Genomic DNA, 25,325 nt, shown 5'->3' on the forward strand with positions numbered 1-25,325 from the left:
ACGCAGGTCACCTCCCGCGTGTGAGGTGGCGCACCGCTCGGAGGCCCGAGCTTTCGCATTGTTCGTCTCACCCCAGGCAACGACACCGGCCGGGGTGAACGGACACGGGCAATGAGCAAGAATCAGGCACGGGCGTTGGAGCCCCATGTGTTGGTCCTGGATACGCAGCAGAGCTACAAGCGCTTGGAGGAAGATGCGCTCATCCGGGTGGTCCGAGAGGAGTGCCGGCACTTCGCCGTCCACCATCTCCCCTACAGGCTCTCCCCGGTCATCCTCGGCATTCCCGGGCTGCTGCTCCACCTGTTCCTGCTCACCGCCGTCCATACCTTCGAGCGCGCGCGATGGATGTATGTGCTCTGGGTGGTCTGCCGGGTGCTCCACTTCTGCCTGGATACCATGGACGGCACCCAGGCCCGGCGCAACGGGACCCAATCGACCGCTCGGCACTTCTGGGACCACTGGGTCGACGTCATGAACTCGGCGATGGCGGTGATGATCGTGGCCCAGCTCGGTCCTCGGCAGAGCATCTACTTCCTGCCCTACATCCTGCTGACCGCCACCGGGCAGCTGTTCTTCTACCTCGGGCTGTGCCGCTACTTCGCGACGGGCGTGATGCGGGACCCCTACATCAACCACCTCTGGAACTATGTCTTCTGTCTCTTCCTGGGACTGTCGGTCTGCATCGGGGACATGGCGATCCTCGAGCAGCCCGGTTTCCAGCTCACCTACACGTGCTTGAGCACCGTGGCCTTTGGCGCCGGCCTCTGGTCCCTGTTGCAGGACCTCGTGCTCATGTACCGCTCGCCGCTGTCCTCGCTTCGCTTCTACGTGCGGATTCTCACGGCGCCGGTGCTCATCCTCGGCCTGTACGTGACCTGGCTTCGCGACTGGAGCGATGTCTTCTCCGCTCGGGCTCTGGTAGCCATCGCCATGAGCAGCCTCGCGGTGGGTGTCCATGCGCGCCAGCTCGTCAACAAGCCCCCGGCGTGGCTGACTGCCGAGAGCGTGCTGTTCCTCCTGGTGCTTCCCCTGGCTTGCTTGCCCCTGGCGCTCCAGCCAGCCTTCCACCGCGGACTGCTGCTGGTGATGGTCCTGACACTGGTCGTCAGCATGTTCCGGTATCTCCGGGCGATGATTTCTCAGTACCCGGAGATCGGCTTCCCGCTGATCTGGTTGCCCTCGACGCACAGGCCCGTGCTCCAGCACGTGAGCAACAAGCTCGCGGCATGAAGGGCGGCCTGTCGAGTCGCCTGTCTCAGACTGAAGGAGGCACCACCAACAGGCACGTCGGGGCGGGCACCGCCAGGGGTTGACCGACGGGCGTCAGCTTTCCGGTCTGCGCGTTCCGCTGGAAGGAGACGAGGGTGTTGCCCTTCTGATTGGCGACCAGCAGGAACGTGCCCGTCGGATCAATGGCGAAGTTGCGCGGCCATTTGACGAGCGTGGTCACGTGCTCCACGTAGGTCAGCTTCCCCGCTGAATCGATGGCATACACGACGATGCTGTCGTGGCCACGGTTGGAGCCATACAGGAAGTGACCATCGGGGCTGACGTGGATGTCCCCGCAGTCATTGGAGCCGCTGTAGCCATCGGGCAGGGTGGTGATCGTCTGCAACGCCGTCAGCGTCCCCTGCGCCGCGTCGTAGGCGTAGGCCGTGATGGTGGAGTCCAGCTCGTTGATGACGAAGACGAAGCGCCCGTTGGGGTGGAAGGCCATGTGGCGCGGTCCCGCTCCTGGCTTGGTGGAGACCGAGGGCGGCGTGCCGGGCGTGAGCTTTCCCTGCTTCTCGTCGAACCGGTAGAGCATGACCTTGTCCGTCCCCAGGTCCGCCACGAAGGCATACCGATTGGCGGCATCCAGGCGGACCTGGTGGGCGTGCGGAGCTTCCTGTCTCTGGGCATTGGGCCCCGAGCCCTCGTGCTGCTTCACATCGACGGCGGCGCCCAATCCTCCGCCCTCTTGAATCGGGAGGACGGCGACGTTTCCGCCGACGTAGTTGGCGACCAGGACGAAGGCTCCCTTCGCATCCACTTCCAGGAAGCAGGGCGCACCACCCTCGGAGGGGTGCTGGTTGATGAAGGTCAGCTCCCGGCTCTGGGGGTTGATGGCGAAGGCACTCACGGCTCCGCTGGGCTTGCCCGCGAACTCCGTCAGTTCATTGACGGCGTAGAGGTAGCGGCCCTTCGGCTCCAGGGCGAGGTAGGAGGGCTCGGCCACGCCGCGAGTGACACCCACTCGCTCCAGGGCACCCGTCGCCATGTCCAACCGGCAGAGATAGATGCCCTCGCTGCCACCCGAGGTGTAGGTGCCCACGTAGATAAAGAGCTCCTTGGGCGTCTGTGGCGCGGGTGTCGGCAGCAACTCTTCCTCCTTGGTGCAGGACAGGATCAGGCTCGCCGTTCCCATCGCCGTGAGGTGGATGAAGTCGCGACGCGTCGGATTCGTCTCGTTCATGCGCGGATTGAAAGCAGAAAAGCCTGCGTATGCCAACAAAGCAGTCCTGGCCCGGAGAGGGGCTCAAGGCGATAGGTGATGGCACTGTTGGAGCAGGTGAATCACTGTAAGCCCTGCACGGATGCGGCGACGGCGCGGAAGGCCAGCACGGTGAGCGTCACACCCAGCACGAGCAACGCCACCAGCGCCACGACGATCCCGAGCACCCACGCACGGCTGGCGCGGCGGGTGGCGGTGGGGGCCACCATGTGCTCCTCGAGCAGACGCACGTTGCGCATGTTGGCCTTGTAGGCCGCGTCGAAGACATCGCCCAGGAAGGGCACCGCGCCCACGAGTGACTCCAGCGCCACGTTCCCGAGCATGCGCACCAGGACTTCGCGCGAGGCGCCCAGGCGCACCGCCTGCAGGACGATATAGGTAGACAGCAGGGCTCCCGCCCAGTCGCCCACACCCGGCACCAGGCCAAGCACGGCGTCCCAACCGATGCGAATGCCCCCGGGCAGCCGGATGGAGGTGTCCAACTGCTGTGCCAGGCGGCGTACCTGCTCGAGTGCCGCGGGATCGGAGGGAGGGCTCAGGGGGGCAGAGGATGGGCTCATTCGTTCCGGACAGAGGAACCTTCCCGCGGGCATCCGTCAACGCTGGCCTGCGCCCGCCATCGAGTACGCCACAGTCAGGCTCGCCTTGAACGTCCAGTCCGCGGGGCTACACTCGCCGGCAATTCATGGACATTTCCATCTATCAGGCCAGCGTCCCCGCATTGGTTCACATGTTGCGCAATCTCAGCCATATCCTTCAAAAGGCAGCCGCTTTCTCGGAGAGAGAAGGGATGGGTCCGGAGCTCCTCCTGGAGCGGCGCCTCTACCCGGATATGTTTCCCCTCTCAAGGCAGGTGGAGATTGTCGTTGCCGCCGCGAAGGGGAGCGCGGCTCGCCTGGCGGGTCGTCTCGCGCAAGAGGATGAGTCGCCGGAGTTCGCGGTCTTCAACCGAGGCGATGAGCAGGCATTCGGCGAGCGATTGACCTCCTTCGCCGAGCTGCAGACGTTGATCCAGGGGGCCCTGGGTTATCTGGATACGATCTCTCAGACGGAGATCGACGCCGCGCCAGACCGGCCCATCACGGTCGCCCGGCGGGGGGATGTTCGCATCTTCGAGCCCCAGGACTTCGTGCTCCGCTATGTCCTGCCGAATCTCTATTTCCACATCTCCGTGGTGTACGCCTTGCTGAGATCGGCGGGAGTTGCTCTGGGGAAACAGGACTTCGAGGGCGCCCCTGCCTACCGGCGGTCACGTTGAGCTTGACCTTGACACTGATGTCAGGTGCTACGGTTCTTCAAGAGAGGCCGGGATGAACATCGGACAGCTATCCAGACTCTCGGGTGCGAGCGCGCGCTCGATTCGTCATTATGAGAAAGCAGGGCTGCTCGTCTCGCACCGCCGGAACAATGGCTACCGCGAGTTCGGTCCCGAGGTCGTGCTTCGGGTCCAACACATCGTCCGCATGATTCGCCTGGGCTTCTCTCTCGAGGAGATCACCACCTTCCCCGCGTGCATGTTCACGAGCGCTTCGAACGTCATCTGTCCGCAGGCGTTCGCGGCGCACCAGGAGAAGCTCTCCGACATCGAGCGACAGCTCGCCGAGTTGGAGTCACGTCGCGTCCGGCTCCTCGAGACCCTCAAGGACGCCTCCCCCCAACGAGGATGAGATGAATCGTAGAGACCTCTTGAAGAGCGCCGTACTCGGTGCGGCCACGCTGCCCCTGACTGGAAGCGCCGCTCAGGCAGCCGACGCTGCGCCACGGACGCCGAGCAAGACCTTCCTGCTGGTGCATGGCGCCTGGCACAACTCCCTGCACTGGGGACGCGTCGCGCAGCACCTCTCGGGCCTGGGTCACCGCGTGGTCTCGATCGACCTGCCGGGCCACGGTCTCAACGCCCGCTTCCCTTCCTCGTATGTTGCGGGAGAGCAGGCGAAGCTCGCCAAGGAGCCGTCACCGCAGCGGGACATCCAACTCGACGCATGTGCATCGGCGGTGGTTGACGCGCTCAAGACGCTGCAGGGCGGGACCCGGCCGATCCTCGTCGGCCACAGCATGGGCGGGACAGTCATCACCCGGGTGGGAGAGCTCGCCCCCGAGCTGATGGGCCGGCTGGTCTATCTGAGCGCCTATTGCCCCGTGCGGCTGAAGAAGCCGAGCCTCTACGGGGCGCTGCCCGAGGCGAAGACCGGCTACGGAGAGAATCTCTTCCTGGGGAACCCGGCGGAGTTGGGCGCGGTCCGCATCAATCCTCGCGGGGATGCCACGTACATGGAGGCGTTGCGCGCGGCCTATTACAACGACGTGGAGCCTCGTGAGTTCCTGCCTTTCGCGCTCACGCTCACGCCGGACCTCCCCCTCGCCTTGTGGACGTCCGAGATCATCGTGACGCGCGAGCGCTGGGGCCGCATCCCGCGCAGCTACATCCGCTGCACGAAGGATCGCGCCATAGCGCCCGCCCTCCAGGACCTGATGATCCGCGAGGCGGACGCCTTCACGCCCGCCAACCGGTTCGAGCAGAAGACCCTGGAGGCCAGCCACTCGCCCTTCGCGTCGCAGCCGGCGCGGCTCGCCGAGCTCCTGGCGGGGCTGAGCTGAGGCGACCGAAATATTTCGACATCTCCCCGGCCCGAATAGGGCCCGGACTCCCCCGTCAGAAGGGTCACAACACGGAGCGAGAGGCCCTCTCGGTGGATGTTCGAGGGGCCTCTTCTCCGCCCCAGGACACCTGTCCGGAGGAGCCCGTCATGAAGACCCTGATCAAGTGGATGTCCGTTGCCTTCGCTGTGTACGCGAGCATGCCGGCGCTGGCGGATGCACGGCCCGGCTACTCCGCGGGTCACAATGCGAGCTCGGTGGATCGGGCGAACCAGGAGCGCGCGGAGCGGGATCGGCGTGAGCGCGAGGAGCGAGAGCGCGAGGCTCGGGAGCGGCGAGAACGCGAGGCTCGGGAGCGCGAGGCTCGGGAGCGGCGAGAGCGTGAGGAGCGGGAGCGGCGAGAGCGCGAGGCTCGGGAGCGGCGAGAGCGCGAGGCTCGGGAGCGGCGCGAGCGTGAGGAGCGGGAGCGGCGAGAGCGCGCGGAGCGAGAGCGGCGTGAGCGTGAGGAGCGGGAGAGGGAGCGGCGAGAGCGCGCGGAGAGGGAGCGGCGTGCGCGTGAGGAGAGGGAGCGGCGAGAGCGCGAGGCTCGGGAGCGGCGTGAGCGTGAGGAGCGGGAGAGGCGTGAGCGCGCGGAGAGGGAGCGGCGAGAGCGCGATGGTCGCGTGCACGGCGCCTCCCCGGTGGCTGGCCGTTGAAGTCCCGTGCGCGCCTTACGCCTCCACGTCCGCGCGGCGCCCACGGATGCTGGCGCCCGCGTCGGGGGACATGCGCCGGTAGAGCGGACCGGCCAGCATCGTCACCACGCCCACGGCGATGAAGGGGAGGATGAATTGGTGGGGTGTGAGGGGGGCGTCATCTCCTCCTCGCGCCAGGTGCAGCATCAAACCGCCGAAGCTGATGCCGAGGCTCAGGCCCATCTGCTGGGTCACCACCGCCAACGTGGAAGCGTTGCTGACCGTGGACGGGGGGATGTCCGCGTAGGCCACGGTGTTGAGCGAGGTGAACTGCATGGAGCGCATGAAGCCGCCAATGGCCAGGATGATGACCATGAGCGCGACGGGCGTCGTTTCCCGGAAGAAGGCGGGAAGGGCCGTCAGCACGGCGGTGACGACGTTGGAGAAGATGAGGGTGGAGCGGAAGCCGAACCGCTTGACCACCGCGGGCGCCACGGGCTTGTACGACAGGGCTCCCATGCTCGTGCCGATGATCACCAGCCCGGCCTCGAACGCTCCCCATCCCAGTCCGACTTGAAAGAGCAGGGGTAGCAGGAAGGGTGTTGCGCCCAGCCCCACCCGCACCAGGGTGCCCCCCATGAGGCTCGCTCGGTAGGTGGCGAAGCGCACCAGGCGGATGTTGAGCACGGGCCGCTCGGTCCGCAGCGCGTGCCGGATGTAGGCCGCGCCCATCACCAGGGCGAGCACCGCGGCCCCTATCTGCAAGGAGGCCGGAACGAGGCCCATGCCGGCGGTCTCGGCCGCCACCATCAGCGAGGTGATGGCGATGGCCGCCAGGATGAAGCCCTTCACGTCGAACCGGCCCGGGTCTGGCTGGTGTAGGGGCGGCACGAATCGCAGCACCGCGAGCATGCCCAGAATCCCCACCGGCACGTTGATGAAGAAGATCCACGGCCAATCCGCGATGCGCAGGATGAAGCCGGCCAGGGGCGGCCCAATGAGGGGACCCACCAGCGCGGGCATGGTGAACCAGCTCATCGCCGCCACGAGTCGCTCGCGCGGTGCCGAGCTCACCACGATCAACCGGCCCACCGGCGTCATCAGCGCTCCACCGATGCCCTGAATCGTGCGGAAGACGACGAGCTGGGCCAGCGACTGCGAGAAGCCGCACAGCACCGAGCCCACCAGGAACACCCCCATCGCGGTCATGAACACGCGTCGGGGCCCATACTTGTCGGCGATCCAGCCGCTCGCGGGCGTGACCACCGCCAGCGCCAGGATGTAGGACGTCAGCGCCAGCTTGAGGTGGACCAGGTCACTGCCGAAGGCCTTGGACAGGGCCGGCAGCGCGGTGGACAGTGCCGTGGAGTCGATGAACTCCATGAACAGCGCGCTGGCCACGGCGATGGAGGCCAGCCGGGTGCCGATCTCCGAGCCGGGAGGGTTGTCCGTGGTGGAGGGAGAAGGACGGGTCACGCTCCCTGTTATGCGTCCGCCTCCCGGGTCTGTCACCCCTCGGCTTCAGGACCGTTACTGAGGGTGTACCCGAGGTGATGGTCACTGACAGTTGCGCTCGTCGGGTCTCAGCGCCAGGGCTCCACCAGGATCTTCGCGTGCCGCTCGGGATTGCCCAGCTCCGTGAAGGCCTCCTTCACCCCTTCGAGTCCCACACGGCCGGTGATGAGGGACGCCACGTCGAGCTCCCCCTCGGCCACGTGGCGCAGGGTGCGCGCGAACTCCTCGGGCGTGTAGGCCAGGGCGAACTGGAGTTGAAGCTCCTTGTAGATGGCCAGGAACGGCTCGATTCGGTCGCTCTGCATGCACACGCCCACCACGACGATGCGGGCCTGGGCCGGAGCGCCCTCGATGAGTTGCTGAAGGAGGCCCGGCACCCCCACGCACTCGAAGAACACCGCGGGCTTGACGGCCGCGTGCTCCGTCCATGTCTTGTAGGGAGAACGCTCGGAGGGGTCGACGACGACATCCGCGCCCATCTTCTCCGCGAGCGCGCGGCGGGTGCGCGAGTAGTCGGCGGCGACGATGGGGTGCACGCCCTTGAGCTTGAGGGCGGCGATGACCGCGAGGCCTACCGGCCCGCAGCCGATGACGAGCGGCACCTCACCCCCCTTCAGTGCGGCCTTCTCCACCGCGTGCACGCCCACGGCCATGGGCTCGACGAGGGCCGCGTGCTCGGAGGGCAGGCCATTGGGCACCTCAAGCAGGAGCGCCTCGTCGAGGAGCATCTTCTGCGCGAAGCCTCCCGGTAACGCGTTGGAATAGCCGAGGGTCCGCACCCCGTCCGCGCTGACCGTGAGCGGCATGCAGGTGACCCTCGTACCGGGCTTCAACCGGCGCTCGGTGCCGGGGCCGTAGTCGAGCACCTCGGCGCAGAACTCGTGGCCGAACACCACGTCGCGCGCGAGGTCCATCACCTCCGGGGCGTTCGCGCGCCGCATCGTCTCGGTGAAGGAGTGCGCGTGCTTGAAGACGTGGAGGTCGGACCCGCAGATGCCGCAGGCCAGTGATTTGACGAGCACCTGGCCCTGTCCAGGGACCGGATCCGGCAGTGTGTCGACGACGAGGTCTCCCTGGCGGAAGATGGCGGCTTTCATTGTTTTGTTCCCCCCTGGCTGCGGAGGCCAAGGCGGCCCCCAGCGTCTTGGCGCCAGCGATCACGACGCTCGCGAAGCCTCGTACCCCTGTCAAGTCAGAGGGCGCGCGCCTGGCTGGACCGCCATCGTGAGAAGGACATCCGGGGCCTCGTCTCGTCCCCTGCCCGGTGACTTCCCAGTGGGCCCTCGAGGGATTGCACCCATGGGCATGCCCGCGCGGAGCCAAGAGGGGCATCACCTTCATGGTGAGGTGAGGAGGGCGTCATGTTCGTGGTGACTGGAGCATCGGGGCATACGGGGTCGGTGGTGGCTCGGACGCTGTTGGCGGAGGGGAAGCGGGTCCGGGTCATCCTGCGTGATGAGGCCAAGGCCGAGCCGTGGCGGCAGCGGGGCGCCGAGGTCGTGCTGGCGGATTTGCGTGACGTCGCCGCGTTGGCCATGGCCATGGTGGGCGCCCAGGGAGCCTATCTGCTGGTGCCTCCGCCCGTGTCCACGAGCACCGGGGTGATGGAGGCGTGCTGGAACGTGGTGGACGCGATGCGGCGAGCGGTGGACGAGAGTGGGCTTCCGCACTTCGTGCTGCTCTCCTCGGTGGGGGCGCAGCACACCGAGGGCACGGGCCTCGTGAAGACGGTGAGCCTCGCGGAGCGCGAGCTGGGCTCACTGGGCAGGCCGATGACAATCCTCCGCTCGGCGTACTTCATGGAGAACTGGGGGGAGGGGTTGTCGCCGGTGGTGGCCTCCGGCGTGATGCCGAGCTTCATCGGTCCGTCCGACCGTCCGGTGCACATGGTGGCCACTCGGGACGTGGGTGAGTTGGCTGCCCGGTTGTTGCGCGAACCCACGTTCGGCAAGCGTGTGGTGGAGCTGGCGGGCCCGGTGGACTACAGCCCAGATGAGGTGGCGGACACGCTGGCCCGATTGCTCGGTCGGCCAGTACGCGTGGCGGAGCACTCGCCCGCGGCCCTGGTTCCCATGCTCATGGGCCTGGGCTTCTCGACGGAGGTGGCGAACCTCATGGCGGAGCTCGTCGAGGCCATCCACCGGGGTCGGCTCACCTTCGCGCACCCCAGCCGCGTGGTGCGCGGCCGGACGACCCTGGACGAAGTACTCGGAGGGCTGCTGCGTTCCATCGGCGCCCTGCCGCACATGGGCGCTGGCGCCGAGGAGCGCTCTACGACTTCGCCCTAGCCTCTGTCAGCCGGTCTTGCGCAGTTTCTCCGTCGCCGGCACGACCCTCAGCAGCCGCGCGGGCATCTTGCCCGCGAGCCGCTCCATGTACTGCATGAACAGGCGGTACATCACCGGCAGCAACACCAGTGTCAGCACGCACGCGGAGATCGTCCCCGCCACGATGACCACCGCCAGCGGCTTTTGCGTCTCCGAGCCGATACCCCGGCTGAGGCATGCCGGCACCAGGCCCAGCGCCGCCAGTGCCGCCGTCATCAGCACGGGCCTGAGCCTCTCCTTGGCGCCGTTGAGGATGGCTGACTCCAGGGGCTCGCCCGTTTCGAGTCGCTCCGCAATGGCCGACATCACCAACACGCCATTGAGTGCCGCCTGTCCGATGAGGGCGATGAAACCCACGGCGGCCGCCACCGACAGCGGCATGCCCGCCAGGTACAGGCCGAACACGCCCCCCATCAGCGCGAAGGGCACGTTCATCAGGGTGATGACTGCTCGGCTGAACGAGTTGAACGCCTTGAACAGCAGCAGCAGTGTCAGCACGAGCGCCACGGGCACCACGGTCAGCAGCCGGTTCATTGCTCGCTCCTTGCTTTCGAACTCACCGCCCCATTCGAGGCTCACGCCCGGTGGCAACTGCACCTCCTTGGCCACCCTGTCGCGTGCCTCTTCCACGAATGAGCCCATGTCGCGTCCGCGCACGTTCATCCGGATGCCGATGTAGCGTCGGCCGTTCTCCCGATTGATGGACGCGCGTCCCTCTCCGCTCCCCACGTGGGCCAGTGCTTCCAGCGGCACGGTCACTCCGCCGTCCACCGGCACTCTCAGCTTGGCGATCTTCTCCACATCATCGCGGCTGGAGGCTGGCAGGCGCATGACCACGTCGAAGCGCCGCTCTCCATCCCAGAACTCGTTCACCGCCTGGCCGCCCAGCGCCGTCTGCAACACGTGCTGGAATTCACCCATGTCCATTCCGTAGCGCGCGAGCGCCACCCGGTCCGGATTGACCTGCACCTGCATCACCGGCGCGCTCTTGACCAGGCCCAGGTCCGCCACGCCGTCCACTCGGGAGATGGTGGACTTCACCTTCTCCGCCAGGTTCTGCAACTGGCCCAGGTCGTCACCAAAGAGCTTCACTGCGATTTGTCCCTGCTGGCCGGAGATGCTCTCGTTGACGTTGTCTCCGATGGGCTGGCTGAAGTTCACCTCCATCCCGGGAATCTCGCTGATGGAGGCCTGCAGCCGGTCCATCACATCGGTGAGGTTGGGCGTGTCACGGGGCCACTGGTCTGGCGGCTTGAGCTTGACGAAGAACTCCAGGTTGTTGGCCAGCTTGGCGTCCGTACCGTCCTCGGGACGGCCCAGCGAGGACAGCACCTGCTCCACCTGGGGCGCCTGCTCGATGAGCCGGGTGATTCGCGGCACCAGCTTGCGTCCCTCGGTGAGGGCCACGTTCGGCGGCAGGCTGAAGGTCATGTAGATGCTGCCCTCGTTGAGGGCGGGGAGGAACTCGCTGCCCATGCGAGGCAGCATCACCCCCGCCGTCAACAGTCCCGCGGTGGCCAGTGAGAGCACCAGCGCGGGGCGCTTGAGCGCGAATGTCAGCGTGGGAGCGTAGGCCCGCTCCATCAGCTTCAGCACCGGGCTCTCTTTGTGCTGTGCCCCCTTGCGGTACACGAGCGAAGCCAGCACGGGGACGAGCGTCACCGAGAACACCAGCGCCCCCAGGAGCGCCGCCACCACGGTGTTGGCCATGGGGCTGAACATGCGCCCCTCCACCCGCTCCAGCATGAAGATGGGCAGGTAGGCCGCGATGATGATGAGCATGGAGAACACGGTGGGCCGCACCACCTGCGAGGTGGCCTGGCGAATGCGCTGCTCCACTGGCAGTGCTTCCTGCTCTGCTCCCGAGCCATGTCCGTGACCGTGATCGAGGGCCAGCTTGAGCAGGATGCTCTCGATGATGACCACGCCGCCGTCCACGATGACGCCGAAGTCCACCGCGCCCAGTGACAGCAGGTTGGCCGACATGCCCCGGGTCTTCAGGTAGATGAACGAGGTGAGCAGTGACAGCGGGATGAGCGTGCCCACCACCAAGGCTGCCCGCAGGTCCATGAGGAAGATGAAGAGGACGAGCGTCACCACGATGCCGCCCTCCACCAGGTTGCGGCCCACCGTCTTGAGCGTGGTGTTCACGAGGTCCGTGCGGTCGTAGAAGGCGTCGACCTTCGCCTCCTCGAGCGTCAGGCGCTGGTTGAGCTCCTCCACCGCTTCGCGCAGCCGGGAGAGCACGACGGAGGGGTTCTCTCCTCGGCGCATCAGGACGATTCCCTCCACGGTGTCGTAGCTGGTGCCTCGGCTCACCACGCCCTGGCGTGGCGCCCAGCCATCACGTACCTCGGCGACATCCTTGATGAAGACGGGCGTGCCCTCGTGCGTGGCCACGCGGACATCGCGGATGTCGTCCAGGTTGCTGAAGAGGCCCTGGCTGCGGATGACGAGCTGCTCGGCGCCTCGCTCCAGCACTCCGCCTGAGGCGTTCATGCTGCCGCCGCGCAGGGCGTCCTCCAGGTCATCGAGCGTCAACCCGAAGGCAGCCAGACGCGAGGGATCCGGCTCCACGTGTACCTCGCGCAGCAGGCCGCCAATGGACACCACGTCCGCCACGCCGTTGACGCGCATGATCTGCGGGCGCACCACCCAGTCCTGCAGGGTGCGCAGCTTCATCGGGTCTCCCTTCGCCCCGCTCAGCGTGTAGCGGTACACCTCGCCAATGGGCGTGGCGTACGGCCCCAGCTGGGGGGTGATGCCCTCGGGCAGCTCCGCTTCTCGCAGCCGTTCCAGCACCTGTGCGCGCGCCGCCAGCCCATCCACTCCGTCGTGGAAGGTGAGGGTGACGAAGGACAGGCCGAAGAGCGACAGGTTGCGCAGCCGGCTCATCCCAGGCGTGCCATTGAGCGCGCGCTCCAGCGGAAGGCCGATCTGCCGCTCGACCTCCTCGGAGGGTTGGCCTGGGAAGAGGGTGATGACCTGGACCTGGGTATCCGTTGGATCCGGGAAGGCCTCCACCGTGAGGCCCTGGAAGGAGACGACGCCCCAGATAGCCACCAGCAGGGAGAAGAAGATGACCGCGGCCCGGTTCTTCAGTGAGAAGTCTACGATTTTGTCGAACATCCGTGGGTCTCCGGGCTAGTCCGCCAGCTCGATGGTGTTTTCCAGCAGCAGCGCGCCGCGGGCGACGAAGCGGCTACCCACCTCCAGCCCGCCGCGCAGCTCCACTGCGCCGTCTCGGCGCCGGCCCACCGTCACCGGCACACGCTCCAGCCGATGGGCGTCGCGCGCCACGAACACCACCGAGCGCTCTCCGTTGGTGACAACGGCGCCAGCGGGCACCTGCACCCGCTTGATGTCGCCGCGTGGCAGGGGCGTCACCTCCACGAAGGCGTTGGGTCGCAGGGCTCGGTCCTCGTTGAGCACGCGCACGCGCACCGCGACCGTGCGCCGATGGGGATCCACCACCTCGGAGATGTGCTCCACCACGCCCTTGCGTGCCAGCGCTCCGCTCCGGATGCTGACGCTCACCTCCTGGCCCGCTTGCAAGTCGGAGGCGTCCGACTCCTGCATGTCCGCCAGCACCAGCACCTCGTTCAAATCGGAGATGCGCAGGAGCGGCCTGTCCCGGTCCGGTGTCACCTCCTGGCTGGCCGTCACGTCCAGGTCCACCACGGTGCCGGCGCGCGGCGCCTTCACCCAGAAGAGGTTGTCGCCGTCGGCGGACACCGCGAGGCTGGCGCGCTTGGCCTGGGCGGCCTGCAGGGTCAGCTTCGCCTGGCGCAGCTCGGCCTCGGCTGCCAGTAGGTCCTTCTCCGCTGCTGCTTGCAGGCTCACCAGCTCTCGCACCCGCTCCGCGATGCGCTGCTTGTCGGCGACCTCCGTCTCCGCGCTCTTCAGCTCGCGCTCGAGGTCCGCGTAGGCCCCCGAGCGTACGGAGAAGAGGCGGTCTCCCGCCGACACCCGGTCACCCGTGCGCACGCGCACCTGGTCCACGCGGCCGGCCAGCGGCGTGCCGACGGAAGCGGTGCGTCGCTCGTCCAGGTCGACCCGGCCCGGAGCGGGCAGTGGCGCCAGCATGGGCGCCTCCGTGGCCACCCCCAGCTCGATGTACTGCCATTGGGGTCCATCGGGCGGCAGCTGCACGCTCTCGCCCTTCACGACGAGGCCAGGAGGGGCGGAGGTCTCCTCGGCTTCGGCGGGTGTGGGGCGCCCGAGCATCAGGCCGATGGTGACGACCGCGCTCAGGCCGATGCCCAGGGTGGCGAGCCAGAAGGGAGAACGGGGGGAATGTGAGGACATGGGAGTCTCCAGAGGGGGGAGGGGGTTAGAAGCGTTCGCTCAGCTCGGGTGGGGCTTTGGGGCCGGCGGCGCGGACGCGGTCCAGCGCCACCGAGAGGTGGAAGGCCGTGAGGTCGAGCTCGGCTGCATCCATCAGCAGTTGGCCGTACGTGCGGCGAGCGAAGAGCAGGTCCTGGAGCGAGGCGCCGCCTGCCTTCACCGCGGCCTCCAGCCGTTGCACCAGCGCGGAGGCCAGGGGCAGCGTCTGGTTGCGCACGCGGTCGCGCCGCGCCGCCACGGCCTGAAGCTGCGTGGTGAGGGACTGCTCCTCGCGTTCGGCCTGGGCGCTGAGCTGTGAGCGTGTCTGCTCCGCGGCTTCGGCCTGGGCGCTCGCGGCCAACGCATCTGCCTGCCCGCGCTCGAACAGCGGCAGCGGGAAGGAGAGGCCGACGAAGAAGGCGTTCTTCTGGTTGCCCGACTCGACGAACCGGTCGTGGACATAGCCAGCGCGCACCGTTGGGTCCGGCAGCCAGCGTCGTCGGGCGAGGGTGAGGGCGGCCTGGGCGCTCTGCCGCTGCGCTTCGAGTGCACGCAGGTCCGGCCGTTGTTGGACCGAGGAGGGACCGGGGGCGCGGGACAGGCGCGAGGCGAGGAAGGTGGCTGCTGCGTCCCTGCCTCCGAAGGGCGTGCAGGCGAGGCCCGCGAGCCGTGAGCACGTCAGCAGTGAGCCGGACAGGCGGCTGTGTTCCTCGGCGAGCTGGCCCTGGAGCTGCGTCTCCTCCAGCACGGCCCGGTCCACGTCCAGGCCCGCGGTGTCCCCTTGTCGCTGACGCGCGCGTTGCAACTCCGTCAGCCGTGCTGCGTCCGTGACCAGCGTCTCCAGCTCCGCCAGGCGCACCTCCGAGGTCGCCACTTCCGCCGCGCTCTCCAGCAGCTCATAGGTGCGTGTCCGCAGGTCGGCCAGCACGTCCAGGGCGGTGGCGGCCAGCTCGGCGCGAGCCGAGTCCTGTCGGGGGCCTCGTTTGCCCAGCTCGATGAGCTGCGAGAGTCCCACCTGGTAGTTGGGCACGTCTCGCAGCCGGTCCAGGCCCGGTGGGTTGGTGGGGCCTACGGGGAGCGTGTTCCAGGAGAGGTCCAGCTCGGGGTTGGGAAGTTGCCCGGCCCGCACCAGGTCCGCTTGGGCGGAGGCGACTCGGGCTCGGGCCGTGGCGAACTCGGGCGAGCGCGCCCACAGCAGCGAGGCCAGGCTGTCCTCATCCGGCAGCGAGGCCAGGGCGAGCGAGTCGTGTGTGGAAGTGGAGGCAGGGGCGGTGGTGGCCCCGAGGAGCAGGCAGGAGAGGAGAAGCGGTGGAACACGGCGCACGAAGGGGGCTCCCAGTGGAGTTCGGGAGAGCCCTTGGGCAAGTCACGTGCCCGCTTCATTCCGAGTGGTTTCGGGGCCTTACGTCTGCGACGGCATTCCAGAAGCTCGCACTGCGGGCCGGAATTCAAAATCCTGCCATTGCAAATTCTGCAATCGGGCGCTCACTCCTCCCCGAGCCGCTTGAGGAACGTGGCGTAGGCGAGGCCGAGCACCTTGGCGGCCTCCACGCGCCGGCCCCCCAGACGCTCGAGCGTCCAGCGGGCGTAGGCTCGCTCCACGTCCTCCATCGGGCGGGGTGGGGCGGGGAGGACGAAGTGCTCCGGGTCCTCCGTGGGTGCCGGGGCCGTGGAGGGCTTCACGCCCGCCAGCACGTCCAGCTGGAGCTCCGGTCCGGGCTCCATCACCAGCGCGCGCTCGAGGAGGTTGCGCAGCTCGCGCACGTTGCCCGGGAAGGCGTAGGCCTGGAGCCGGGCCCGGGCCTGCGCGCTGAGCACGGCCTCGCGTCGCCCGAGCTCCCGGCGCAGATGGGCGAGGAGTCCCTCGGCCAGGGGAAGGATGTCCTCGCGCCGCTCGCGCAGCGGGGGGATGTCGATGCGGAAGACGCTCAGGCGGAACCACAGGTCCTCGCGGAACCCACCGTGGGCCATGAGGCCTGGCAGGTCGCGATTGGTGGCGGCGACGATGCGCGCGCTGCTGGAGTGCTCGGTGGTGCCGCCCAGGCGTCGGAAGCGGCCCGAGTCGAGGAAGGTGAGCAGCTTGGCCTGCAGGGGAAGGGGCAGCTCGCCCACCTCGTCGAGGAAGAGCGTCCCCCCATGGGCGACCTCCACCAGGCCGCGGCGGGCAGTGCGCGCGTCGGTGAAGGCGCCCTTCTCGTGGCCGAACAGCTCGCTCTCCACCGTCTGCTCGGGCAGGGCCGCGCAGTTGACGTGGACGAAGGGCGCGTCCTCTCCTCGCGAGGAGACATCATGCAGGTGGCGGGCGAGCATCTCCTTGCCCACGCCCGTCTCGCCCAGCAGCAGCACGGCGCTGCGCGGCGAGGCGGCGATGCGCTCCAGCGCGGCCAGCACCCGTTGCATCGCGGCCGAGGCGGGGGGCACGAGCCGGCGCCGTCCGGAGAGCTCCGCTTCGGCCGCGGCCAGTCGCTCCTTCAATCGCCCCGTGTCCAGGGCCCGGCGCACGCGGAGTACCAGGTCGGCCAGCTCCACCGGCTTGGCCACGTAGTCCACGGCTCCCGCGCGCATTGCGTCCACCGCGCTGGAGATGTCCCCGTGCGCCGTCACCATCACCACCGCCGCGCCAGGCGCCTGGGCCTTCAGCTCGGGGAGGAAGGTGAGCCCGTCTCCGTCCAGCAGCCGTCGGTCCAACACCACCAGGGCGGGGGTGAGCCGGCCGAGCGCGGCGCGGGCCTCGTGCAGCGAGCGCGCGAGGGTGACGGAGTAGCCCTCGCGCTGCAGGGCCGCCGCGCCCATCGAGGAGAAGGCCCGGTCATCATCGACGAAGAGGAGGGGCACGCTCATGTCGTCTGCTCCTGGATGTCTTTCGGAGGGGGCCGCACGGTCATGCGCAGGGTGAAGCGGCTGCCACCCGGGAGGCGGGTGAATGTCAGACGCCCGCCCTGCTGCTCCAGTGCTCGCCGGGTCATGGACAGCCCCAACCCCACGCCCTTGGGCTTGGTGGTGACAAAGGGCTCGAAGAGCCGCGCCTCGAATCCGGGGGGAGGCCCTCCGGCGTTGTCCTCCACCTCCACCACGGCCTCGCCGTCCTCCTGGCGCACGTTCACCCGCACCTCGGGCGAGGAGAGCTGCCCGAGATCCTTGGCGGCCACGGCCGCTTCCATGGCGTTGCGCACCAGGTTGTCCAGGGCGGTGGCCAGCAGCAGCGGGTCTCCTGACAGGAGCAACTCCTCGCCCAGGTGGGCCTCCACGCGCACCTCTTCGGCCTCGGGAAGTACGCGCAGGCCGTCGAGCACCTCGCGGACCAGGTGCGGCAGGTTCACGAGCATGTACTGCACGCGCGGCGGCTTGCCAAAGTGCAACAGCGAGGTGGCCAGGTGGGCCAGCCTGTCCACCTGTCCACGCAGCGTGTGCACTGCCAGCCGGTGCTCCTCAGAGGGCGGGAGGGTTCCCACGGCCACCTTGATGCCGTTGAGGGAGTTCTTCACCTCGTGGGCGATGAGGCTCGCCGCCGAGCCGAGCGCCGCCATCGTCTCCTTCTCTGCCGCGCGCCGCTCCATCTCCAGGAAGAGCCGGTAGACGCGCCGCCAGTGCAGGCTGAAGAGGAGCAGCGTGCCTAGCTGCAGCACGGCGAGGGTGAGCAGTTGCACGAGCAACCGGCTCCGGATGGGGGCGAGGGGGATGCTCTCGTCACCCGCGAGCACCAGCCTCAGGTCCGTGCCGGGGATAGACGTGGCCCAGGCGAACACCTCGTCGTCGCCCGTCTCGAGTTGTTGGCCGCCGTCGCGCAGCAGCGCCTCCACCTTGCCGGCGAAGCCTGGCCCGGTGGCCCAGGCCGGAGGCGCGCGGGGGATGAAGAGGTCTCCCGCTCGGTTGAGCACGAGGAGGGTCAGGTACTTGCTCGAGGGGCGTGAGCCGGGGACCTCCACCTCCGCGTCGAGCAGACCCACGAGGACTCCGGCCGTCCTGCCATGGCGCACCACCGGGATGGCGACGACGAAGGTGGAGGAGCCGGGATGGAGTGCGTCCACGGAGGCGGTCTGCTGGTTGAGGGCACGCTGGAACCAGGGGCGGTTGCGCAGGGACCCGGCGGTGTCGAGCAACTGGGGCGGCTCGCTCCAGCGGGGCTTCCCCGTGGCATCCAGCAGGGCGACTCCCTGACGGAAGATGCCGGTCTCCGGAGAGGTGAGGTCCAGCATGTCCTCCGTGGCTCGCTCCTCCTGCATCTCGGGGCCGAGCCCCAGGGAGACCCGCTCGAGCTCGGACTTGAGCAGCTTCAGGTGCAGGCCGATCGCATCGGAGTACACGCGCGATTCGCGATTGAGACGGTCCTGGAACTGGTTGTGCGCCTCGTGGACATCGCTGCGGTAGGAGAGCAGCGGTCCGGCGATGGCGACCAGCCCGAGCAGCAGGATGCCCGCGAGCACGGAGCGAGCGAACTGTCGCTCCGCGCGCAGCTGCTCGGGCTGGGAGGCGTTCTCCATCGCCGGGAGGGGCGGTGCCTCAGGCGATGATGGCGAGCTTCGGAGCGGACTCCGTTGACGGGGCGCTCGCGTTGTTGAGCTCGCCCGTCAGGTACTTGCCGGAGAAGCAGGCCGTGCAGAAGGTGGTGCGCTCGCGGTCTCCCACCGCGGTGCCCAGGCCATCCAGGGAGATGTAGCCCAGCGTGTCCGCCGTCACGTAGCGGGCGATCTCCTCCACGCTGTGGCTGGAGGCGATGAGCTCCTGCCGGCTCGGCGTGTCGATGCCGTAGTAGCAGGGCCACTGCGTGGGCGGCGAGGAGATGCGCAGGTGCACCTCCACCGCGCCGGCGGCCTTGAGCATCTTCACGATCTTCCGGCTGGTGGTGCCGCGCACGATGGAGTCATCCACCACCACCACACGCTTGCCCTTGAGCACCTGGCGCACCGCCGACAGCTTCAGCTTCACGCCGAAGTGGCGGATGGACTGCTGGGGCTCGATGAAGGTGCGGCCCACGTAGTGGCTGCGGATGAGGCCCACGTCGTAGGGAATCCCGCTCTCCTGGGCGTAGCCGATGGCCGCGGGCACACCCGAGTCCGGCACGGCGATGACCAGGTCCGCCCCGGGCGCCGGCTGCTCCTTGGCCAGCTGCCGTCCCAGCTCCTTGCGCGTCTCGTACACGCTCGTGCCGAACAGCACCGAGTCCGGCTTGGCGAAGTACACGTGCTCGAAGATGCACCGGCCCAGTCGCGTGGGCTGGAAGGGCTGGCTGGAGTGCAGGCCCGTCTCGTCGATGACCACCATCTCGCCGGCCTCGAGCTCGCGGATGAACTCCGCCTCGATGAGATCCAGCGCCGTCGTCTCGCTGGCCAGCACCCAGCTGTTCTTCAGCTTGCCGAGCACCAGCGGGCGGAAGCCGTAGGGATCCCTCACCGCCACCAGCTTGTTCTCGGTGAGGAAGAGGATGCTGTAGGCCCCCTTCACCTTGGAGAGCGCCTCAACGGCCTTCTGCTCGAAGGTGGGCTGCTTGGAGCGGGCGATGAAGTGGACGACGACCTCGGTGTCCGCGTCCGACTGGAAGATGGCTCCGTCGGCCTCGAGCGCGGTGCGCAGCTCCTGCGCGTTGACGAGGTTGCCGTTGTGGGCCACGGCCATGTGGCCGCCCACGTACTCCACTGAGAGGGGCTGGGCATTCTTGAGCTGGCTGCCGCCCGCCGTGGAGTAGCGCACGTGGCCGATGGCCGCGCCGCCCGGCAGCTTCTCGAGCACCGGTGCAGTGAAGATGTCCGCGACGAGGCCCATCTCTCGGTGGGCCTGAAGGCTATGCCCATCCGAGGCGACGATGCCCGCAGACTCCTGCCCGCGATGCTGCAGCGCATGCAGGCCGAGGTACGTCAGGTTGGAGGCCTCTGGGTGACCGACAATTCCGAAGATCCCACACATGGCGCGTGCCTTATCCCCTTCGGGGTCCGAACGGAACTGGAGAACGGTTGCCTCGTTCGCGGGTATTCCGCCGGCTGATGTCTTCAGGAGGTACCCGGACGTCTAGGCCCCCGGAATTCCACGGTTGGAGGTAGGCTTCCATCCCGCATGTCCTCCCGGCGGCGGCGACTGCTGCCCTCCCTGTTCCCCCTGATACTGCTGACCATTGGGTCGGCGTACGCACTTGCGTCCTGGAACTGGTGTGGGCGGTGGACGGAGAGGGAGCCCCTGGTGCTTGGGCAGGTCCGTGTGGACGGCCCCTTGAGGGCCGGGGCAGCGAGGGTGCCCATGGTTCCTCCCTTTCCGGTGGTGGTGGCGGGTTATGGGCCTCCTCGTCCGGAGGCCAGCCGAGCGGACCCCATGCCCCAGGCGCGTGCGGTGGTGCTGTCTTCGGGGGACGTGAAGGTGGGGCTGGTGTCGCTGGAGTTGCTGCTGATTCCCGATGAGCTCGTGGCCGAGGTGCGTGAACGGACTGCTGGGCTGGGGCTCCAGGGGGTGGTGGTGACGGCCACGCACCCGCACTCGTCCTTTGGGGGATACGACACGCGGATGGTGTCTCAGCTGGCTGGCACGGGTCGTTTCCGGAAGGAAGCGCGGGAGGCGGCGGTGGTGGGGGCCACGGAGGCGCTGCGTCAGGCTGCGGCGCGGCTCACCGAGGTTTCCCTGGAGGTCGGTGAGGCGCGGAACTCCGTGCTGGTGCGCTCGCGGGCGGGCGGTGAGATTCCGGATGGAGCGCTGACGCGCGCGGTGCTGCGGGGGGCGCAGGGGCCCGTGGCGGAGCTGCTGATCTTCGCTGCGCACCCCACGATTCTCCCGAGAGACCGAGCCGTGGTGGACACGGACTGGCCAGGGCGTCTGAGCCAGCTGCGTGAGGAGCAGGGTGGGGTGACGTTGGTGCTGCAGGGGATGATGGGCAACGTCTCGGTGTCCTTCGGCGACGGCGAGGGCGCGGAGCGGGCGCTGTCCTTCGCGCGAGCGGTGTCGGAGCTGGCCGAGAAAGCGGTGCCGGTGGCGGCGGAGAACACGAGGCTGGCCTTCGCGCGAGCGGACGTGGCGCTGCCGAGGCCGGATGCCTCGCGGCTGGTGCCGTCGTATTCGCGGGCAGCGGGGGACAACTTCCTGTGTGCGTCGTCCTCGCGGACAGCGGAGATGGGCGCGCTGGTGTTGGGGCCCCTGGAGCTGCTGCTGGTGCCGGGCGAGCCCACGGTGGGCGCGGGGGCCGAGCTGGTGCGGCGTACGGGGGCCACGGGGGTGCTGGGGCTAGCGGACGGCTACCTGGGCTACGTGGACACCGCCGAGAAGGTGGAGACGAACCAGGGCGAGGCCCGTCACCAGTACTTTGGCCCCGTGCTGCTGGAGCGCCTGGGCGCGGGGGCCGAGCTGGCCGCCCGAGCCGCGGGTTTCACGCCCTGAGGGCGCCGCTTACAGATCGTCGAACTCCGAGTCCTCGTCCCGCTTCTTGAAGAGCAGGGCGGTGCGGCCCAGGAGCTGGACCAGCTCGGCGCTGGTGCCCTGCGAGAGCTTCTCGGCGGCCTCGTGGCGATCCTCCGGGCCCTCGTTGATCTTCACCTTGATGAGCTCGTGGTCCTTGAGCGCCTGCTCGACAGCAGCGACGACGCCCTCGGTGACGCCCGACTGGCCCACAATGACCACGGGCTCCAGGTGGTGTCCCAGCGCGCGGAGCTGGCGGCGCTGTTTTCCGGTCAACGGCAAGGGACTTCTCCTCGTGTGTAGGGGAGCACGTGGCGCGCTCCCGGCTCGCGCACCCTACTTCTTTTGCTGGGCCATGCGGATCTCCCGCTGCGCGTCGATGTGATTTGGCTGAACCTCCACTGTCTTCTGGAAGTGCTTCAGCGCGCCGCTGTTGTCACCGCACAGCTTGGCAATGACACCCAGGAAGTAGTGCGCGGAGGCGACCTTCTCGTTCTTCTTCAGACAGTGTTGGATGTCGCGGTAGGCCTCGTTGTAGCCCGTCTTCTTGTCCTCGAAGGTGAAGAAGCGGGTGTACCCGCGCCAGGCGAAGAACTCGGGCTCCTCGGGGTTGAGCTGGATGGCCTCGTCGAGCAGCTTCGCCGCGTCGGCGAACTTCCGGGCCTTGATGTAGATGCCCGCCTTGCGGAAGAGCTCCTCGCTCTTGAGGATGGCCTCGATGTCCACCTGCGCCTGGCCGCTGCCGCCGCTCTTGAGATCCTCGATGTACGCGGCGCGGCTCTTGTCGTCCGAGAGCGTGCGGTAGGCGTCACCGATATAGGCGAAGATGTCGGCCTTGAGCTTCTCCATCTCCGGAGGCGCACCGGGAGGCAGCGTGTCCGGGTGGTACAGCTTGGCCAGCTTGAAGTAGGCGATCTTCACCGCCGGGCCGTTGGTGTCCGCCCCCAGCCCCAGGCGCTCGAAGTGGTTCTGCTCCTTCAGCTTCTCGGCCAGCTCGCGGAGCGCGGCAATGTCGTTGGCGCCGGGTGCGGAGCCCGAGGCGGCAGCGGCAGCGGGGGCAGTAGCTGCGGCGGGGGCAGCAGCGGCGGGTGCGGCGGGTTTCGCTGCCGGAGCGGTAGCCGCAGGAGCCGCCGGACGAGGGGCCTGAGGTGCGGCGGCGCTCGGGGGCGTAGCCGGTTTCGCGGCGGGAGCTTGCGGTGCAGCGGCGGGTGGGGTCGCGGGCTTCGCGGCGGCCTGGGGCGTGGCACCGGCTTGGGCAATACCTGGCTGCGTGGCCGGTTTCGCGGCGGGGGCCTGCGGGGCGGCAGCGGGTGGAGTGGCGGGCTTCGCGGCGGCGGCCTGGGGCGTGGCACCGGCCTGGGCGATACCCGGCTGCGTGGCCGGTTTCGCGGCGGCGGTGGCCTGGGGGGCCGCGGCGCGCACGGCAGCGAACGACACCCCTTCGAGCTCCTTGAGGAGGAACACGAGTCGCAGCAGGTGGTCGGCGTCCTGGGGGAGGTCGTTGAGGAGCTGTCCGGTTGAGCGCACCCCATCGATGAGGGCGTGCACGCGCACCTCGTGAGGCGTGAGCCGCAGGTCACCGGTGGCCACGCGACCCTGGGACTTCATCACCGGCAGGTTCAACACCGGCTGCAGCCGTCGCCGGAGGTCCGCGCTGGGGATGCGGCGGACGAGCTCGCTCAGCACCGCCCACTTGTTCCCGAGTGGCATGGCCCTGGCGGCAGGCAAGTCCTTCGCCTCGAAGGAGAAGGAGCCGGATTCGGCGCGCAGCCCCTTGAGGAGGATGTTCTGGGCGCGTTGCGCGAGCTGGGTGAAGGCGGTGGCGGGCTGCAGGAGTCCGAGCCCGAAGAGGGCCGCGAGCACCTCTCCGCCGAAGCGACTCCGTGCGGCCTCGGCCTGCTGGAGCTGCTCTGGGGTGACGAGCTTGGACTGGACGAGCCAGGTGCCGAGCGCGTCCTCGGGGAGGGAGGAGTCGATGAACTCGGGGTTGCCCTTGCGGAAGTGGATGCTGACGGTGCAGTCGGCCAGGGTGAGCGTGAGCAGACCCGTGTGGTTGCCGGCGGCGATGAGCCCGTAGAGGCGCACGGGCGAGTGCGTCTCGAGCTGCCCGCTGGTGGGGGGCGGCTGCTCCAGGCCCGGAGCGGGAGACGCGGCGGAGGCGGGCGCGGCCGTGGGAGCGGGTTGCGCGGGAGCTCCCGGCGCGGCGGGGCGTGCAGCGGCACCCGGCGGAGTCCCCGGAGGCGCCGGGTGAGGCGCGGCACCAGGTGCAGCGGGGCGCTGGGCAGTGGCCGGCGCGGGTGTCCCAGGCATACCGGGCCCAGGCGTCATGGCGGGAGGTGGGCGGGCGGCGCCGGCGAGCGCGGCGTTGGCGGGGGCGCCAGGAGACACGGCTCCCGGGGGCGGTGCGGCGGGCCGGGCACCCGCGGGTGCGGCACCTGCGGGGACGCCTGGAGACACGGCACCCGGGGGCGGTGCGGCGGGTCGGGCACCCGGGCTCGCGGCGGGCGCTCCGGGCTGGGTGGCAGCGGGGGCACCGGGGTTGGCCACGGGTACACCCGCTCCTGGCACGGGAGGCCGGGTGACGGCACCCGGTTTGGCGACGGGCAGACCCACTCCCGGTACAGGCGCTCGAGTGACGGCCGCACCGGGGTTGGCCACGGGTACACCCGCTCCTGGCACGGGAGGCCGGGTGACGGCACCCGGGGCTCCGGGACGCGCTACGGGCACACCGGCTCCGGGCACGGGGGGTCGGGTGACGGCACCGGGGCCCGCCACGGGTACTCCGGCGGGGCCGCGAGGCATGGCACCAGGGCCCGCGATGGGTGCTGCTCCGGGCGCGGGGGCCCCAGGAGGCCTGCCCGGCTGCGGACCGGGGGGCATCGCTCCCGCGGGCGGCATGGCCGGAGCGCTCGGGCCGGGGGGCACGACGTCGCCCCACATCTCGCGCGGGAAGGCATCGCGGATGTGCGGGAAGCGGCCGGGGAAGGCGAAGTTGATGCCGTCCTCGGACACCTGGAGCCGACCTTGGATGGCGCCGTTATCGATGAGCAGCTCGATGGTCGGCAGGGCCAGTGGACCCCAGATGGCCCCCTGCTCGTTGCGCACGAAGTATTGCCGGACGTCTCCCTCCGCCATCTCGGATGTCGCTCCTTGTATGCGTCCTCACCCTACCCCCGTCTCAGGGGGAGGGAAAGCAAGCTGCCCGGCGCACCACCGTCAGGGGGTCTCCAGGGTGGCCAGTCCGAGGACGCTCAGGCAGGCCGGGTCCGCATCCTGGGTGCTCGGTGGGTCAAAGCAGTGGACCTCGGTGTCAAACACCTTGCACATCCCCTTGGGGGTGGAGGCGCAGGCCACCTTGGAATAGGCCTTGGTGCAGCCGTAGCCGCACACGGCCTGGCCGTCGCTGAGCTGGCACTGCAGGGGGGGCAGGGTCTTGCCCCAGGCGCAGAAGGCCTGCGCGGGCGGGTCGTAGCAGGCCAGCCGCATGCCATCGCTCTTACAGATGCCCTGGGGCGTCTTGGTGCAGGCCACCTTTCCGGCGCCGAGGGTGCACTTGTAACCACAGGCGACGTCCGTGCCGTAGCCCCGGCACTCGGAGCGAGGCGTCTCGCGGCCATAGACGGCGTACACCTCAGGGGGCGGATCGAAGCAGACGAGCTCGTCGTTGCGGCCGGCGCAGATGCCCGCTGGGGTGCGCGCGCACTTCACCTTGCCGAACTGTGTGGCGCACTGGTAGCCGCAGGCCACCTGGCCGTCGATGGCCTTGCACTCGGGTGTGGGCAGCGCGTCGCCGTAGATGCGCACGATGTAGGCGGGCGGGTCGAAGCAGATGGCCTGGCCGTCGATGACCTGGCAGGAGCCCTGGGGCGTCTGAGCACACCGCACACGCTGTCCGTCCGACTTGCATTGGTAGCCGCAGGCCACCTGGCCGTCGATGGCGCGGCAGGTGGGACCTTTTGGATCCGAAGGCGCGGCGGACAGCAGCGCGAGGGTCATCACGGAAACGAGAGACGCGAGCAC

At 68.9% G+C, this 25,325-nt stretch carries 20 protein-coding genes; 7 read left to right on the forward strand and 13 right to left on the reverse strand.

The features are described from left to right. The first annotated feature begins 111 nt into the window (after window positions 1-111). Complete coding sequence (locus tag F0U60_RS09340) at window positions 112-1,230, forward strand: CDP-alcohol phosphatidyltransferase family protein (RefSeq protein ID WP_395816829.1); 1,119 nt, start codon at window positions 112-114, stop codon at window positions 1,228-1,230. A 25-nt stretch (window positions 1,231-1,255) separates the two neighbouring features. Here the strand turns inward: F0U60_RS09340 and F0U60_RS09345 are convergent, their stop codons facing one another. Then, a complete protein-coding gene (locus F0U60_RS09345; RefSeq protein WP_395816832.1) occupies window positions 1,256-2,455 on the reverse strand; it encodes a lactonase family protein in 1,200 nt (399 codons plus the stop codon). Window positions 2,456-2,556: 101 nt separating this feature from the next. Then, entirely contained in the window at window positions 2,557-3,054 is a 498-nt protein-coding gene (locus F0U60_RS09350; RefSeq protein WP_395816835.1) for a DUF4112 domain-containing protein, read from the reverse strand. A gap of 125 nt (window positions 3,055-3,179) precedes the next feature. Here F0U60_RS09350 and F0U60_RS09355 point away from each other — a divergent pair, with 125 nt between their 5' ends. The 4 genes from F0U60_RS09355 (at window position 3,180) to F0U60_RS09370 (ending at window position 5,787) form a co-directional block, all read left to right on the forward strand. Beyond that, window positions 3,180-3,752: a DUF1993 family protein gene (locus F0U60_RS09355; RefSeq protein WP_395816837.1), complete on the forward strand. Its 573-nt coding sequence runs from the start codon at window positions 3,180-3,182 to the stop codon at window positions 3,750-3,752. Window positions 3,753-3,804: 52 nt separating this feature from the next. Next, a complete protein-coding gene (locus F0U60_RS09360) occupies window positions 3,805-4,161 on the forward strand; it encodes a MerR family transcriptional regulator (protein WP_395816839.1) in 357 nt (118 codons plus the stop codon). Between the two features lies 1 nt (window position 4,162). After that, window positions 4,163-5,092, forward strand: coding sequence for an alpha/beta fold hydrolase (locus tag F0U60_RS09365; RefSeq protein ID WP_395816843.1), 930 nt, complete (start codon window positions 4,163-4,165; stop codon window positions 5,090-5,092). Between the two features lie 149 nt (window positions 5,093-5,241). Beyond that, a complete protein-coding gene (locus F0U60_RS09370; RefSeq protein WP_395816846.1) occupies window positions 5,242-5,787 on the forward strand; it encodes a hypothetical protein in 546 nt (181 codons plus the stop codon). A 15-nt stretch (window positions 5,788-5,802) separates the two neighbouring features. Here F0U60_RS09370 and F0U60_RS09375 read toward each other — a convergent pair whose 3' ends face one another. Next, entirely contained in the window at window positions 5,803-7,242 is a 1,440-nt protein-coding gene (locus tag F0U60_RS09375) for a DHA2 family efflux MFS transporter permease subunit (RefSeq protein WP_395816849.1), read from the reverse strand. 107 nt (window positions 7,243-7,349) lie between these two features. After that, entirely contained in the window at window positions 7,350-8,378 is a 1,029-nt protein-coding gene (locus tag F0U60_RS09380; RefSeq protein WP_395816851.1) for a zinc-binding dehydrogenase, read from the reverse strand. 264 nt (window positions 8,379-8,642) lie between these two features. Here F0U60_RS09380 and F0U60_RS09385 point away from each other — a divergent pair, with 264 nt between their 5' ends. Continuing rightward, the gene (locus F0U60_RS09385) at window positions 8,643-9,569 is read left to right on the forward strand and encodes an NmrA family NAD(P)-binding protein (RefSeq protein WP_395816854.1); all 927 of its coding nucleotides are present in this window, start codon (window positions 8,643-8,645) and stop codon (window positions 9,567-9,569) included. A gap of 6 nt (window positions 9,570-9,575) precedes the next feature. Here the strand turns inward: F0U60_RS09385 and F0U60_RS09390 are convergent, their stop codons facing one another. The 6 genes from F0U60_RS09390 to purF all read right to left on the reverse strand — a co-directional run bounded on the left by F0U60_RS09390 (window position 9,576) and on the right by purF (window position 19,835). After that, complete coding sequence (locus F0U60_RS09390; RefSeq protein WP_395816857.1) at window positions 9,576-12,737, reverse strand: efflux RND transporter permease subunit; 3,162 nt, start codon at window positions 12,735-12,737, stop codon at window positions 9,576-9,578. Window positions 12,738-12,752: 15 nt separating this feature from the next. Next, window positions 12,753-13,916 carry an efflux RND transporter periplasmic adaptor subunit gene (locus F0U60_RS09395; protein WP_395816860.1) on the reverse strand — a complete coding sequence of 388 codons (1,164 nt, stop codon included), beginning with the start codon at window positions 13,914-13,916 and terminating at the stop codon, window positions 12,753-12,755. 25 nt (window positions 13,917-13,941) lie between these two features. Beyond that, window positions 13,942-15,258 (reverse strand): TolC family protein, encoded by a 1,317-nt coding sequence (locus F0U60_RS09400; RefSeq protein ID WP_395816862.1) that lies wholly within the window; start codon window positions 15,256-15,258, stop codon window positions 13,942-13,944. A 161-nt stretch (window positions 15,259-15,419) separates the two neighbouring features. Then, on the reverse strand, window positions 15,420-16,775 hold the full coding sequence (locus tag F0U60_RS09405) for a sigma-54-dependent transcriptional regulator (RefSeq protein WP_395816864.1): 1,356 nt from the start codon (window positions 16,773-16,775) through the stop codon (window positions 15,420-15,422). After that, window positions 16,772-18,415, reverse strand: a complete 1,644-nt coding sequence (locus F0U60_RS09410) for an ATP-binding protein (RefSeq protein ID WP_395816867.1) — start codon at window positions 18,413-18,415, stop codon at window positions 16,772-16,774. The genes F0U60_RS09405 and F0U60_RS09410 overlap by 4 nt, the downstream gene beginning before the upstream one ends. Before the next feature lie 19 nt (window positions 18,416-18,434). After that, the gene (purF, locus tag F0U60_RS09415) at window positions 18,435-19,835 is read right to left on the reverse strand and encodes an amidophosphoribosyltransferase (protein ID WP_395816869.1); all 1,401 of its coding nucleotides are present in this window, start codon (window positions 19,833-19,835) and stop codon (window positions 18,435-18,437) included. Window positions 19,836-19,982: 147 nt separating this feature from the next. Here purF and F0U60_RS09420 point away from each other — a divergent pair, with 147 nt between their 5' ends. Next, on the forward strand, window positions 19,983-21,287 hold the full coding sequence (locus F0U60_RS09420; RefSeq protein WP_395816872.1) for a neutral/alkaline non-lysosomal ceramidase N-terminal domain-containing protein: 1,305 nt from the start codon (window positions 19,983-19,985) through the stop codon (window positions 21,285-21,287). Between the two features lie 9 nt (window positions 21,288-21,296). Here the strand turns inward: F0U60_RS09420 and yhbY are convergent, their stop codons facing one another. From yhbY to F0U60_RS09435, 3 genes are all read right to left on the reverse strand, one after another. After that, entirely contained in the window at window positions 21,297-21,587 is a 291-nt protein-coding gene (yhbY, locus tag F0U60_RS09425) for a ribosome assembly RNA-binding protein YhbY (RefSeq protein WP_395816874.1), read from the reverse strand. 54 nt (window positions 21,588-21,641) lie between these two features. Then, entirely contained in the window at window positions 21,642-24,440 is a 2,799-nt protein-coding gene (locus tag F0U60_RS09430) for a DUF4388 domain-containing protein (protein ID WP_395816878.1), read from the reverse strand. 81 nt (window positions 24,441-24,521) lie between these two features. After that, entirely contained in the window at window positions 24,522-25,325 is an 804-nt protein-coding gene (locus F0U60_RS09435; RefSeq protein ID WP_395816880.1) for a hypothetical protein, read from the reverse strand.

The sequence above is a fragment of the Archangium minus genome (assembly GCF_044360475.1).
In the GTDB taxonomy this organism is placed as follows: Bacteria; Myxococcota; Myxococcia; order Myxococcales; family Myxococcaceae; genus Archangium; species Archangium minus.